The sequence below is a fragment of the Corynebacterium sp. HMSC076D02 genome (assembly GCF_001813815.1).
Taxonomy (GTDB): Bacteria; Actinomycetota; Actinomycetes; order Mycobacteriales; family Mycobacteriaceae; genus Corynebacterium; species Corynebacterium simulans.
Window position 1 is genome coordinate 87,570 of the sequence record NZ_KV814082.1, and the last position, 13,822, is coordinate 101,391.

Consider the following 13,822-nt stretch of genomic DNA (forward strand, 5'->3'; position numbering starts at 1 on the left):
CAGCAGCAAGCACCACTACGCCAACCACATGGGCGGTCTGCATGACGGTGGAGACCTCGCCGCGTTCGAAGACGCGCTCGATAGCGACCACATCGGGACGGTAATCATCCATCCACTCTTTAACTGCCACCGAAAGACGCAGCAGACGCTCGGTTAGCTCTTTATCGCTCGGCGTACGTGCCACACCGACTGCCACGGGAATCACCGCGCGGCCGCGCCCAGCCTGGACCACCGAAAGGCCACAGCGGGTAAGACCTGGGTCAATGCCCATGACGCGCAAGCCTTCAAGGTTCACGGCAAGCCTTTCTGTGGGTAGTTGAATTTGGAATCCGAGCGAAGTTCAAGAAAAAGATCCAACCACATCATACACACACATGTTCTAAAAATGGAGCGGGGCCAAAACGAGCAACCGCGCCTTTTCTCCTTATCGCCTAAGCAGGGCGGAGAATAAAGCGCGGTGCGAAGTAGCAGAGCCTGACTAAATGCTAGTCCTGCTCGAGCTCAGCCAGAACCTCTTCAGAAAGATCCATGTTGGTGTAGACGTTCTGCACGTCATCAGATTCTTCCAGTGCGTCGATGAGGCGGAAGATCTTGCGAGCGTCAGCGGCACCCAGCGGAACCTCAACGGATGCGCGGAAGTCGGTGTCATTGTCGTCGACCTCGATGCCAGCCTCAACCAGGGCTTCCTTAACTGCCGGGATATCGCCCGGCTGGCAGACAACCTCGAACTTCTCGCCCAGGTCGTTGACCTCTTCAGCGCCTGCTTCCAGAACTGCCATCAGGACGTCATCCTCGCTCAGCTCGCCCTTGTTGACCAAAACAATGCCGGTGCGGGAGAACATGTAGGCAACGGAACCGGACTCGCCGAGGTTGCCGCCGTTCTTGGACATTGCGGTGCGAACATCGGTGGCTGCACGGTTGCGGTTATCGGTAAGGCACTCGATGAGCATTGCCACACCGTTCGGGCCGTAGCCCTCGTACATGATGGTCTCCCAGTCGGCACCGCCGGCCTCTTCGCCGGAGCCGCGCTTACGGGCGCGCTCGATGTTATCGTTCGGCACGGAGGCCTTCTTGGCCTTCTTGATCATGTCATCGAGAGTCGGGTTAGCAGCCGGATCGCCACCACCGGTGCGGGCCGCGACCTCGATGTTCTTAATCAGCTTGGCAAATTCCTTGCCACGCTTGGCATCGTTAGCAGCCTTCTTGTGCTTGGTAGTAGCCCATTTGGAGTGTCCGGACATTTCATCCCTTTCATTGTGGCTCTATGAAACTGCCTGCAATTATACGGACGGGCGTAGAGCAGTTGAAAACAGCCCCCACCGTTTTCCGGCGTTTGAGTGAATACTTTTTTAAACGTTTTGCCAATTGCCGTTGTGCGAGCCTACCTGCATGCCCTCGCGCACCGTTCGGGTAAGCCCTTCCTGGACCACCACGGCAACCAAATCCCCGCCTTGGTTAAAGATCTTTCCGGTGGCCAGACCTGTCGCATTCTGCGCGGATGGTGATTCCTGCACATACAGCAACCACTCATTAACACGCACTGGACGCAGGAACCAGATCGAGTGATCCAGGCTGGCAAGCTGTACTTGCTCGCCTTGGTGTGGCAGCAGCGAAGCACGGATTAAGGTCATGTCAGACATATAGGCAAGTGCCGCACGGTGGGCATCCTGGCTGCTTTCTGACGCCGCGAATTCTTGCGAGGTATTGCGGAACCACACGTAGCGGAACCCAGCGCCTGTGGCTTCGGCAAGTTCAGGGTCACGGCTTTCCTGCGGGACCAAACGGATATCCCAGTCTTCCCACTTGCGCAGGATGATGCGTGTGGAATAAGGAGCACCACCACCGCCGGCGGCGGCAGCCTCCTCCGGGCCCATAACCTCCGGCATGGCGTCCTGGTGCTCAGGACCAAAGTCATCGGCGATGTGGAAACCCGCGTTGAGCATGAAAATCAGGCGATCGTCTTGGAAAATGCGCACCTGACGGGTAGCAAAGGAACGGCCGTCCCGCACGCGCTCTACCTCGGCACGCGCAGGCGCGGCGGCATCACCCGGGCCCACGAAGTAGCCATGCAAGGAATGCACGAGCTTTCCTTCAACGGTGTGCTGGGCTGCAGCGAGCGCCTGGGCCACCACCTGCCCGCCAAAGGTGCGCGCAATCTGGGACGGAACCATGGGCACGGAAAAGACATCACCCTGAGCCTTTTCGTGCAGCGGCGCTACATCAATAACCTCGCACACCTTAGCCATTACCTACGCGGGACTCCCCTCTTTGCTCAACGCGCAACCTTAACGTGCGCTCTTCACACGCAACCCTGCCAACTTTACCTGTGTGCTGGGCTAGCACGTAGGATATGCCGCATGACTTTTCTTCGCCCTGCTCGCCTGCACCGCGTCGTTGCCTACCTAGAGATGTTCACGTGGGCATTTCTTATTTTTTCTATGGTTCTGAAGTACTCCGGTGTGACGGAGGCTCTAACTCCTATCGCTGGCGGTATCCACGGTTTTGGTTTCCTCTGCTTCATCGTCGTGGGCGTCATGGTGTGGATCAATAACAAGTGGTCCTTTGGCCTGGGCATGTTGGGGCTTATCGTTTCGGTCATACCTTTTGCCGCACTCCCGTTTGCGCTATGGGCGGACAAGCACGATAAGTTCCTGCCGCATTGGCGCTTTAGCGATTCTGAGCAGCCACACGGTCTTGCCGAGCAGCTTTTGGCCCAGGTAGTGCGCTTCCCGGTGCGCACTCTGAGCATATTCGTGGTAGTCATTGCGCTGGTCTTTGGCGTTCTGCTAATGCTCGGGCCACCCGTCGATGTCGAATCCACTATCGAGTCGAACATCTAATAGCATTACCTAGGTGAAAATTTTTCGTTCCGTTCCAGCAGTATGGACTGGCTGGATTTGTTTCCGGCTTATCCTCATTGGACTGCTGCAATGGAACAACGTCCCGCTAGGAGATATCTCCTATTACTTCTCCGGGCGTTTTGGGACGAACTCCTCGGATATGACCGAGTACCCGCACCCTGGCACGTGGCCTTCGATTCTCGTCGGCTGGTTGAGCGGCCCGAATCAGACCAGCTTTACCGTTATTTTTACAGGGCTGTGCCTGCTTGTCGACGCCGCTTTCCTCATGGTCTTGCTTCACGGCTGGCGCCGCAAGCCGCAGGCCTTCGTCGCCGCATGGTTTTGGGTTATCTTTGGAACCGCAGTGGGTCAGGTCTTTGTCTGGCGCCTCGATATTTTTCCGGCTCTGGCAGTTGCTGCCGCAGGAATGCTTCTTGGCCGCAACTCGCGGCTTGCGGCGGCGTTGCTTGGCCTTGCCACCACGATGAAGCTGTGGCCGGGCGTGCTCGCCGCAGGCCTGGTTGGCCGCTTCAATGCCCGTGCGACTTGGCAGCGCCTTAGCGCGTTCTTCGCTTCCATCGTGGGCATCTGCCTGCTCGTCATCGCCTTCAATGACGTCGAGCGCCTCGTCTCCCCGCTGCGCTACCAAGGGGTACGAGGACTACAGGTGGAATCGATACCCGCAACACTTCCGGTATTTGCCTCGCGTCTTTTCCCGGGCACTTGGTCCATCGGCTACGCTGCCTCCAAAAGTTTTGAAATCACCGGCCCTTGGGTGAGCGCGCTCTTAGTTCTTAGCAACGTCTTAACCTTGGCGATGCTGTTTTTCGCCATCGGCTTCGCACTCATGCGCTTCCGCAACGGCAACTGGGGTGCGCGCAGCACGCTGGCCTTTTTCATCACGATGATCTGCCTGCTATTTATCAGCAACAAGGTCTTTTCCACCCAGTACATCACCTGGCTCGGCCCGATCTTGGCGATAGCACTCAAGGATGCCTGGCCGCGTGCCACATCAGTTGCGCATCAACATATCGACGAAAAAGTAGGCAAAGTGCTGCGCAACCTCGCACTGTGCACGCTTGCTGCGGCGGCACTGGGCACACTGGTCTACCCGTTCAACTATGACGCGGTACTCTACGCGGGCCGCGACGGCCTCTTCCCTGCTTTCTTGCTGCTGGCGCGCAACGTGCTCATCCTCGTGATGACAGGCCTTGCTTTGTCTTGGCTGCGCTTGGAGCTCAAGCGCGAAAACACTAGCTCTACCAAGCAAACAGCTCAGTAGCAGGAACTACTCAGTGATCCGCAGCTGACTGAGCTCGAAGAACTCCGGCAGCGGTGCCGTGCCGCCCAGGCGGAACATACGCACAAGGGGGCGTAGGCGTAGCGAGCGGGTATCGCTGACCGCTTCGTTGTAGAAGCGATGAGCAAGGTGGATGCGCCCCTCGGCGTCGGCAAGCAATGCGGGGCGCTCGGCAAAGCGCTCGTTGACCGCGATAGACAGCTCCCGCTCGTGGGCCGAACGCGTCTCAAAATGGCCCTGGGTAAGCTCGCTCGACTCCGCGCGGGAGGCAACCTCCTCCAGCTCTGGCGCTAGCGCTGCGACGACTGCGGCGCGGCGGTCAAGGGTGGCCTCCAGCTGCGCCAAAGCCGCATCCGTGCGGATGTGCAGGGAGTTCAACCGCTGCGCGGTGAAATAGGCCCACATCAAGATGAGCACGAGCGCGACGATCACGATAACCAGTTCTACTGCCATAGTCTTTTCCTGCTCTTAAATCTGCTGTGGGTAAAGGGCGGCAACGCCCGCTTCTACTTGGTGCGGACCTTAGTTCCGTCCTGCACAGTCTCATAAACCTGCATCACGGCAGCGGCCACATGGTCCCAATCGTAGGTGAGAGCGCGCTCGGTACCGGCTTCAATTAAAGCATTGCGCTTATCTTCGTCCTGCAGGACAAGGTTGAGCACCCGCGCGAGGTCGCGGGCATCCTCGTTGCGGAACAACGCACCGGCTGGGTTCTCAGAATCGGCGGCGCATACGGCGGCAAAGGCTTCAAGATCGGAAGCTACCACCGCGCAACCTGCGGCCATGGCCTCTACCAGGACGATGCCGAAGCTTTCGCCGCCGGTGTTAGGAGCGACATAGATATCAGCGCGGCCGAGGATCTCCGCCTTTTCCACATCGCTCACGCGGCCAACGAAGTCCACGCCCTCGACCTCACGCGGGCGGCCGCCGCCCATGACGGTGACCTTGACGTCCGTGTCCACCATCGTGAGGGCCTCCAGCAAAATATCCAGGCCCTTGCGTGGCTCGTCGAGACGCCCCAAGAACACAATCTCGGGCACCTTCTGCCCGGATTGCCCTGGCTGCCCTTCTTGGTCTGGTTGCGCAGCGACGCGCTTGCGGGCAGCCGCATACACGGAGGTATCCACGCCATTCGGAATAAGTACTGGGTCGCCGCCGAGTTGTTCCACCTGCCAGCGGCGGGCCATCTCTGAGACGGCAATGCCGCCGCGCACCTTCTCCAGGATTGGTGTGAGGAAAGGCTTAGCCAGTTTCAGCACGAGCGAGCTAGAAGCCGAAGCGTGATAGGTCGCAACGATGGGGCCTTTGGCTTGTGCCAGCGCAACCATAGAGTAGCTCGGCGAGTTCGGCTCATGGATGTGCAGCACGTCGAAGTTGCCGCGTTCAATGAACTTCTTGACGTTGCGCTTTACCTGCGGGCCTACGGACAAGCGGGCCACGGAGCCGTTGTAGGTAATCGGAATGGCGCGCCCGCCTTTCATGACAAAGCTCGGCAGCTGTGTCTCCGGGGCCGCTGGGCCAAGGACCTCCACGTGATGGCCTTGCTCGATAAAGACGGTGGCCAAATCCAAGATGTGGGCCTGCACGCCGCCTGGCTCATCAAAGGAATACGGGCATACGATTCCGATACGCACTACTGCCTACTTCCCTACTTTTTAACGTTATCTTCGAGCTTTTCTTGGGACGTACGCTTGTCCTTGGCTGCGCGGCGTGCGGCGCGTTCGGCCGCGCGGCGTTTAACGTCTACATTCCACTGCGGCTGCAGCATATGCCAGTCCGCCGGGTGAGCCTTGATGTTCGCGGCGAAGCCATCGGCCAGGCGTTGGGTGGTCTCCTGCGCATTGGTGACTTCCACCTGCGGGCTGACGGAAAGGCCCCAGCCTTCATCCTCGAACCAGGAGTGGACCACGTGCAATGCCGCTCCGGTTTCCATGGCCAGGCGGGCCGGGCCGGCAGCCATGTTGGCTTCCTCGCCCATGAAGTCGACCGTGACGCCAGTGCGAGTGAGATCGCGCTCGGCCACCAGGCAGACCACGCCACCTGCTTCCAAGACTTCCTTGAGGCGACCAAAAGGTGAGGTCTTCTCTCCTGTCAGAGCGATAACCTCAAAGCCTAGGGACTCGCGGAAGTCCACGAAGGCGTCGAAAAGCACCTCCGGCTTGAGCCTTTCTGCAACCGTTGTGAATTGGCCATAGTGGCCCACCAGAAACACCCCGGCCATGTCCCAGTTGCCAGTGTGCGGAAGCGCCAAAATGACGCCTTTGCCGCGGGCCATGGACTCGTCGAAGTTCTCTAAGCCCTGCAAACCGGAAAGCAGCTTGGCGTGCAGATCCGGGTCCTGATGGATCGACGGCAGGCAGAATGCCTCCCGCCAGTAACGCATATAGGAACGCATCGAATTGCGCACCAACTCGCGCGTGACGTTTTCTGGGCCCACCACGCGCGCCAAGTTTCGGCGCAGTTGCTCCATGCCGCGGCCATCATCGCTGGCGCGGTCTGCGCCCCAGTCAAAAAGGCGCTTGGCCCACTTCTCCGGCAACAAACGCACCAGCCGCCACCCGGCTAAGTAGCCGGCGGCAGACAGCTGCTCACGGTCTAATCCAGGAAGAAGGGCCATAGGCATTAATCCTTAAAGGTCTGGGGTGAAACGGGCCTTCGTGTCCTGGCGGGCAGCCTGGACCATGCGCTGAATGACGGTAAAGATGGAACCGAATACAAGGATCCACAGGGCGATCTCGATGGCGTCGGGAACACCCAAGCCCTCCAAGCCGATGCCGCCGAGGCCGATGATGAGGCGCTCTGGGCGCTCGATCAGGCCGCCAACCATCTTGAAGCCAGAAGCCTCGCCACGGGCCTTGATATAGGAAATGACCTGCGAAGAAACCAGCACGATGAGGCAGGCCACCACGTGGATGGGGCGAGCGTTATCGACGTAGACCAGCCAGTACAAGATGGCAGAAAACAGGGCGCCGTCGGTGATGCGATCACAGGAGGCATCGAGAGTCGCGCCAAACTTGGACCCGCCGGTGGTCATGCGGGCCATCGTGCCGTCGAGCATGTCAAAGGCCGCAAAGAGACCAGAGAGCACCGCTGCCGCGAACAGGTGATCGAGAGGAATGCAGACGACTGCGATAGCAATGGTGACAAGAGTGCCGACGATGGTGACCACGTTGGGGGTCAGCCCCATCTTCAGAAACAGCTTTGCCACGGGTTCCACGACGACTGCCGCTGGCTTTCGCCCGTGAACGCTAAGCATTGGAATCCTCCTCATCGATCTCCCGCCAGCCTTGGGCCAAAAGGGCGCGAGTCTCTTGTAATAACTGAGGCAACACTTTAGTGCCCTCCAAGACAGTCATAAAGTTGCTGTCACCGGCCCACCGGGGAACCACATGCAAATGTAAGTGATCTCCCACGGAACCGCCAGACGCCTTGCCCAAGTTGAAGCCCACGTTGATTGCTTCCGGCTTGGACACGCGCTTTAAAACACGTACCGCCTTCTGGGCGAAAGCCATCAGCTCGTGGGATTCCTCTAGAGTCAAGTTCTCCAGCTGGGATTCCTTGCGATAAGGCACCACCATTAGATGTCCCGAGTTATAGGGAAAAAGGTTCAGCAAAGCGTAGACATACTCACCGCGGGCAATAATCAGCCCGTCCTCATCGCTGCCCTTGGGAGCCTCAACGAAGGGGTCCTTCGAACGCTTCGAGATATACGCCATCCGGTAGGGAGCCCACAGCCGCTCAAGGCGGTCTGGTTCCCCTGCCCCGGAATCGACGAATTGCTCGTTAGCGTCGTGCACTGATCAACTCTTCGTTCGGCTGCTCGTTGATGCGCTCAGCAACCCATGCGGCGATGAGCTCGATAGCCTCATCAACCGGCACGCCGTTGACCTGCGAACCATCCAGGAAGCGGAAAGAGACGGCATTTGCGTTGACGTCGCGCTCGCCGGCGAGCAGCATGAAAGGCACCTTGCCGGTGGTGTGATTGCGGATCTTCTTCTGCATGCGATCGTCAGAGGTATCTACATCGGCACGGATGCCGCGCTTGCGCAGCTTCGCAGCGATCTCCTCCAAGTGCGGGGAGAACTCGTCTGCAACCGGGATGCCAACTACCTGGTGCGGAGCCAGCCATGCCGGGAATGCGCCGGCGTAGTGCTCCAGCAGCACGCCGAAGAAGCGCTCGATGGAGCCGAACAGCGCGCGGTGGATCATGATCGGGCGCTGCTTGGTGCCGTCGGACGCGGTGTACTCGAGCTCGAAGCGCTCCGGCAGGTTGAAGTCCAGCTGCACGGTAGACATCTGCCAGGTACGGCCGATGGCATCGCGTGCCTGCACGGAGATCTTCGGGCCGTAGAAGGCAGCACCAGCTGGGTCCGGAACCAGGTCCAGGCCAGATTTTTCAGCCACCGACTGCAGGATGGAAGTAGAACGCTCCCAGATCTCGTCGGTACCGACATACTTGTTCGGATCCTTGGTGGAAAGCTCCAGGTAGAAGTCATCCAGGCCGTAGTCCTTCAACAAGGAAATGATGAAGTCCAAAACCTTGGTCAGCTCTTCTTCCAGCTGCTCCGGGGTGCAGTAGATGTGGGAGTCATCCTGGGTAAAGCCGCGAGCGCGGGTCAGGCCGTGGATAACGCCGGACTTCTCGTAGCGGTAGACAGTACCGAACTCGAACAGGCGCAGCGGCAGCTCGCGGTAAGAACGGCCACGGGAAGCGAAGATGAGGTTGTGCATCGGGCAGTTCATCGGCTTCGCGTAGTAATCCTGCGGCTGCTTGGTGCAGTTACCGTCCTCGTCATACTCGCCGTCCAAAGCCATGGCCGGGAACATGCCGTCCGCGTAGAAGTCCAGGTGGCCAGACTTCTTGAACAAGTCACCCTTGGTCAGGTGCGGGGTGGAGACGAAGGAGTATCCATCCTCAATGTGACGGCGGCGGGAGTGCTCTTCCATCTCCATACGCACGATGGCGCCGTTCGGGTGGAAGACCGGGAAGCCGGAGCCAATCTCATCCGGGAAGGAGAAAAGGTCAAGCTCCTGGCCCAGACGGCGGTGGTCACGCTTTTCTGCCTCCGCAATCATGTGCTGGTAGGCCTCGAGGGCCTCCTTGGACTCGAAAGCGGTGCCGTAGATGCGCTGCAGACCAGCCTTGGACTGGTCACCGCGCCAATAAGCAGCCGAGGAACGGGTCAAGGTAAACGCCGGAATGTACTTGGTGGTTGGCAGGTGCGGACCACGGCAGAGATCGAACCACTCCACCTCGCCGGTGCGCGGGTTGATGTTGTCGTAGTGCGTCAGATCGCCTGCGCCAACCTCTGCTGCCTCATCGGAGTCTGGATCAACGTTGCCCTTGTCCTGAATGAGCTCCAGCTTGAATGGCTCTTCAGCAAGCGCTGCCTCTGCTTCCTCGTTGGAGGAGTACACACGGCGTTCAAAGCGCTGACCAGTCTTGATGATCTTCTTCATGCGCTTTTCGATCTTCTTCAAATCCTCCGGCGTGAAAGGCTCGGCGGTCTGGAAGTCGAAGTAGAAGCCGTTTTCAGTGGCTGGACCGATACCCAGCTTGGTACCCGGGAACTCAGCCTGAACTGCCTGTGCCATCACGTGTGCAGTGGAGTGACGGATGACAGCGCGGCCGTCCTCCTCGCTTGCTGCAACTGGAGTGAATTCGGCGTCGGCAGTCGGCGTATGCGAGAGATCGTAGAGAGCTCCATCGGCGCCGCGTACGGCGATGACTGCCTCTGGGCCCTTATTTGGAAGCTCGAGCTCCCGCATCGCTGCGCCTACGGCAGTGCCTGCTGGCACCTTAAAAGGCTCGTAGTTCACTGGTACAGCTGGAATCATTTCCGCCATTTAGACTTGCGCTCCTTATGCGCTCACGCTTCGATCGACATACCTGGCCGACCAAAGCTAATCGTAGAGTTACAGCGAAAGATTCTACCCCGCTTAACCCTCAAGAAGCGACTCGCCCCAGTAGGAGTTAGAGGTGGTACCGGCCGGTACAAAGTACATGGCTGAGCCGATGTGGGTAATCCACGTATTGAGCAAATCTTGCTCATCAAGGCGGGCTTGAATGGGCTCAAATTGCTTACTCGGATCCTTTTGATAACAGATGAAAATCTGCCCTGCATTAGACAGCTCACCTGGGTTTTCTGCACTCGGCGGGAGGTTGTAATTGAACGGCCGGCGCAGAATCTTCTGCTCCGGATGGTCCTTCGGCGGATGGGCGCGCGCCACGTGGGATGCTGGGTCAATTGCCTTCAATCCGAACTTATCGCGCGCGTTGAGGTCCACGGCATCGAATTCCTCGGTGCCGTGCATCGGTGCACCGGAGTCCAGCTTGCGGCCAGTGGAATTTTCCCTGGAAGCACGGTCAAGCTCTTCCCACGTGTCCAGATTCATGTGGATTCGGCGCACCACCATGGCGCTGCCGCCGGCGAATTTTCCTTTATCGATCCAGATCTGCTCCCGGAATTCCTCTGGAGTGTGCGGATTGACAGTGCCATCCTTTTGCCCGAAGAGATTGCGCGCGGTCTCCCCCTTCTTGGCGGCGCCGTTGGCATGACCAAAGCCCTGCTGTACCCACTTGGTGTCCACGTAGCTCGCACCCGCACGGGTCATGTGCCGCATCACGTGCGCCGCCGTTAGCGGATCATCGCTGCAAATCTGCAGCACCACATCGCTTTGGCCCCATTCCGGGCGCAGCTTATCGCGCTTGTACGCGCGCACATCCCGGAGCCACTTCGGCTTGGCGACGCCCGTCCGGGCAAAGAAGCCTTCTCCCCAACCGCAGGTCACGGTAAGGCTAGCCGGGGTTTGCGCCAGCTCCGGCTCCAGGCTGCCCAAGGGGTTTTCTGCGGTGCACAGTCGGCGTGCGTCCTCAGTCCACAACCGCATCAGTGCCTTGGCGCCGCGCTTGGTAGTGGAATCTTTTAAGTCAAAGCCCACGAGCGCCACGTGTGCCTGCGGCGGGGTCTCGATTCCGGCCTGGTGCTCGCCATCGAATGCGACGATATCATCGCCCATGATCTCGGCTGCTTCATCCTGCGCTGGCTGCCCAGCAGCAGCTGCCGCACCAGACCCAGAGTCAGAATCGTCGCGAGAAGGTGAAGCGCAGCTGGCCACCGCCACCGCGCTGGCCGCGACGGCGCCGCCAACCAGCAGGCCGCGTCGGCTCAAAAACTCCGTGGTCTCACGCGCGGAGGAAGATGCAGATTTTAAGGACTCATCCATGTTCTTTTCCCTACTACTCATTCCAATGCTGGCGCGTGAGTAATCCACCCGCGCGTCGGCTTTAGCCTTTAGTGGTGCGAGTGCTCGCCGTGCTCCATCGAACCGTGGTCCATAGAGCCATGATCCATGCCAGACATGTCGCCGTAGTTCTCATCGCCGGCGCCGATTTCGCGCACCGGCACCTCACCGGCCTCGCCCTTGGAACCGTCCTCAAGCAAGAGGGTGACCTTGACCGTCTCGCCCGCCATGACTGGTTCCTTCACTCCCATGAGCATGAAGTGCTCGCCGCCTGGCTTGAGTTCTGCGGTGCCACCGGCCGGAATCTTCAGGCCGCCCTTCTTTTCCTGCATTACACCGTCAACAACCTCGTGCACCTGGTTCATCTCGGCGTCGATGGAGGAGCTAAAGCCAGTGACGGTGATGTCCTTGTCGGAATCATTATGAATGGTGCCGAAGATGGCAGTCATCTCCGCATCCTCAGCCATGGCGCGAACCACGCCGTCCTCGATGGTGACATCGCCTGCCTGCTTATCGGAGGCGCTTGCACTTGCCGGAGCCGCGCTGGTTGCAGCTTCCTTTTCGGCACCGGAATCCTGCTCGCTGTTGGAGCAGCCAGCCAGCCAGAGTGCGCTGACGGCAACGGCAGAAACAACGATATTACGCATCTTCATCATTAGATGTCTTTCTTGTCCAAGCTTTAAGGCGCGAAGGCACTCCTTCTATTTGTGCATTGCCTGCGTCTTAAAAGGGGTGGGTGTTAAGAGTCCAGGTCATTTGCGCGGCGCATTTTTGCACCGGCCATGATGACCACGGCGACGATAGCCAGAACACCGACGATGCCCAGCGCCCACAGTGCGGCGGGCGGCAGGCCCTCGGAGTTGGTTTCATCTTGTTTAGCAGCAGCGTCATTCGCGTCATCGCCGTCTGCGGCATCGCCCGCTGCGCCGTCGGCAGAGCCGGCAACGCTAAACGGAACGGAACCACGGGTTGCATGCCCGTCCGAGGAGGTGATCTGGAAGCCCACCTGGTACTCGCCAGGTCCCGGCTTTACATCGTCCGGAACCTCGATGGTGAGCTCACGCTGTTTGATTTCGGGCTCGGCGTCGAAAAGCACCTCGCCCGTCTTAGTGTCGGTGACGGCGAAGGTGTTGAAGTCGTCCCTAGGTACTGCGGAAAACTCCAGAGTGATCTCCTCCGGAAACTCCTGCAGCGGAGAATCACTGACCACATTGCCGCCGATCACAGAGTCGTGTGCCAAGGCTGCAGGCGCGGACATGGCGAGCATGGACGCGGCAGCACCGAGCGCAAACAGACTGGTGGAGCGACGAAAGTGCATAGTTTTCTCCTCGAATTGCATGGCTTGCGAATGGGTAAATACATGCTATAACCGCACCCGAACAATGGCCAATAACCTAAGCCTTGCTTAAAGCAAATCAGGATACCAACAAACTGAACGAGCAGCGGTTGCCTTAGTAGTCGCTGCCCCATTCGACTTAGTTCCCAGTGTCATAGGAAATGTGTTAATGCACACTATTTTCGGTAAATGGTTAACGCCTCCAGGCGGAAATTGACGCACCCGCCAATCGACGCCACGCCCGGTGGGTATGGCTGCCTGTACGAGATAGGACCTTCTAGATCAATTCAACGCAATCATCATTAATCAGCAGCGCCTGCCCATCACGCAAAAGCACCAGGTTCCAGTCTTTTCCGTACTTTTGAACCGTTTCACTAATAACCGAAATTGTGTATGGGCCAGTAGTTCCCTGTGCGTGAGGAACTACAACATAGGGAGTAAGTGATAGAGCCGTACGATCATGCAATTCGGAAACAGCACCTGGATCATCCATAACGGAAATCGGTTCGACCGATGGCCCGGCAAGGACCGCACCCGCCGAGCTGCCAGCATATGGCAAACCGCCGCGAACCGCTTCAGAAAGCAGTTCGAAGGCACCAGACTTCTTTAACTCATACAGTACGCGGTAAGCATTACCGCTTGCGACGTAGACACAATCCGCCTTCTTTACTTGAGTCTCAAACTCTTCAAGCGTGGTATTCGCAACGGTCAGTGAAACAAAGTCGGATGCAATAGAAGCCACTTCTTCCCGCTCCTTCTGTGCAAACGGCACTTCTTCCATCCCCACAGCAGCGTCATCGATGTACAAGATTTTGCCGTGTAAGAATTCGCGCAGCTGCGGATGAAGGTAGGACGCAAGAAACAGTTTCATGGTGCCAGTATGCATGAGCGCTCCAAGCGACGCAGCAATAAGCTCTGCAGGAGCTGCATTCTTCGCCACTGGAATACAGCTCATCCGCATCAAGGTAATGCCAAAGGGGCTAAAGAGTCATAAGTGCTCTTGAAACTTTCAAAGTGCACGACGAAAACGCTCCTGTCAGGAATCCCGAACAGGAGCGTTCTTATTTGAGCGGATGACGAGACTCGAACTCGCGACCCTCA

Annotated in this window: 15 protein-coding genes; 2 read left to right on the forward strand and 13 right to left on the reverse strand. The window is 58.5% G+C overall.

Annotated elements, in window-relative coordinates; translation table 11 throughout:
• The 3 genes from HMPREF2935_RS11000 to HMPREF2935_RS11010 all read right to left on the reverse strand — a co-directional run.
• Positions 1–295: crossover junction endodeoxyribonuclease RuvC (locus tag HMPREF2935_RS11000; protein WP_210400751.1), on the reverse strand; the 295-nt coding region annotated here is incomplete at its 3' end.
• 190 nt (positions 296–485) lie between these two features.
• The gene (locus tag HMPREF2935_RS11005; protein ID WP_061922812.1) at positions 486–1,241 is read right to left on the reverse strand and encodes a YebC/PmpR family DNA-binding transcriptional regulator; all 756 of its coding nucleotides are present in this window, start codon (positions 1,239–1,241) and stop codon (positions 486–488) included.
• A 108-nt stretch (positions 1,242–1,349) separates the two neighbouring features.
• Entirely contained in the window at positions 1,350–2,246 is an 897-nt protein-coding gene (locus HMPREF2935_RS11010; protein ID WP_070733209.1) for an acyl-CoA thioesterase, read from the reverse strand.
• 111 nt (positions 2,247–2,357) lie between these two features.
• Here HMPREF2935_RS11010 and HMPREF2935_RS11015 point away from each other — a divergent pair, with 111 nt between their 5' ends.
• Both HMPREF2935_RS11015 and HMPREF2935_RS11020 read left to right on the forward strand, forming a co-directional pair.
• Positions 2,358–2,840 (forward strand): DUF3817 domain-containing protein, encoded by a 483-nt coding sequence (locus tag HMPREF2935_RS11015; protein WP_070733211.1) that lies wholly within the window; start codon positions 2,358–2,360, stop codon positions 2,838–2,840.
• Positions 2,841–2,853: 13 nt separating this feature from the next.
• Positions 2,854–4,122 (forward strand): DUF2029 domain-containing protein, encoded by a 1,269-nt coding sequence (locus HMPREF2935_RS11020; RefSeq protein ID WP_070733213.1) that lies wholly within the window; start codon positions 2,854–2,856, stop codon positions 4,120–4,122.
• Between the two features lie 6 nt (positions 4,123–4,128).
• Here HMPREF2935_RS11020 and HMPREF2935_RS11025 read toward each other — a convergent pair whose 3' ends face one another.
• The 10 genes from HMPREF2935_RS11025 to HMPREF2935_RS11070 all read right to left on the reverse strand — a co-directional run bounded on the left by HMPREF2935_RS11025 (position 4,129) and on the right by HMPREF2935_RS11070 (position 13,676).
• Entirely contained in the window at positions 4,129–4,593 is a 465-nt protein-coding gene (locus HMPREF2935_RS11025; RefSeq protein ID WP_070498587.1) for a hypothetical protein, read from the reverse strand.
• A gap of 53 nt (positions 4,594–4,646) precedes the next feature.
• Complete coding sequence (locus HMPREF2935_RS11030) at positions 4,647–5,774, reverse strand: glycosyltransferase family 4 protein (protein WP_070733215.1); 1,128 nt, start codon at positions 5,772–5,774, stop codon at positions 4,647–4,649.
• A gap of 14 nt (positions 5,775–5,788) precedes the next feature.
• Positions 5,789–6,757, reverse strand: coding sequence for a phosphatidylinositol mannoside acyltransferase (locus HMPREF2935_RS11035; protein WP_070733217.1), 969 nt, complete (start codon positions 6,755–6,757; stop codon positions 5,789–5,791).
• A 12-nt stretch (positions 6,758–6,769) separates the two neighbouring features.
• Positions 6,770–7,396: a phosphatidylinositol phosphate synthase gene (gene pgsA, locus HMPREF2935_RS11040; protein ID WP_070733219.1), complete on the reverse strand. Its 627-nt coding sequence runs from the start codon at positions 7,394–7,396 to the stop codon at positions 6,770–6,772.
• On the reverse strand, positions 7,389–7,937 hold the full coding sequence (locus HMPREF2935_RS11045) for an HIT family protein (protein WP_070733221.1): 549 nt from the start codon (positions 7,935–7,937) through the stop codon (positions 7,389–7,391). The genes pgsA and HMPREF2935_RS11045 overlap by 8 nt, the downstream gene beginning before the upstream one ends.
• Positions 7,924–9,987: a threonine--tRNA ligase gene (gene thrS / locus HMPREF2935_RS11050; protein ID WP_070733223.1), complete on the reverse strand. Its 2,064-nt coding sequence runs from the start codon at positions 9,985–9,987 to the stop codon at positions 7,924–7,926. The genes HMPREF2935_RS11045 and thrS overlap by 14 nt, the downstream gene beginning before the upstream one ends.
• A 93-nt stretch (positions 9,988–10,080) precedes the next feature.
• Positions 10,081–11,367, reverse strand: a complete 1,287-nt coding sequence (locus tag HMPREF2935_RS11055; RefSeq protein ID WP_070733225.1) for a Dyp-type peroxidase — start codon at positions 11,365–11,367, stop codon at positions 10,081–10,083.
• 68 nt (positions 11,368–11,435) lie between these two features.
• Entirely contained in the window at positions 11,436–12,038 is a 603-nt protein-coding gene (locus HMPREF2935_RS11060) for a copper chaperone PCu(A)C (RefSeq protein WP_083313244.1), read from the reverse strand.
• Positions 12,039–12,124: 86 nt separating this feature from the next.
• On the reverse strand, positions 12,125–12,703 hold the full coding sequence (locus HMPREF2935_RS11065; protein WP_070456535.1) for a copper resistance CopC family protein: 579 nt from the start codon (positions 12,701–12,703) through the stop codon (positions 12,125–12,127).
• Between the two features lie 295 nt (positions 12,704–12,998).
• A complete protein-coding gene (locus HMPREF2935_RS11070; protein WP_246817831.1) occupies positions 12,999–13,676 on the reverse strand; it encodes a Type 1 glutamine amidotransferase-like domain-containing protein in 678 nt (225 codons plus the stop codon).
• Positions 13,677–13,822: the final 146 nt, after the last annotated feature.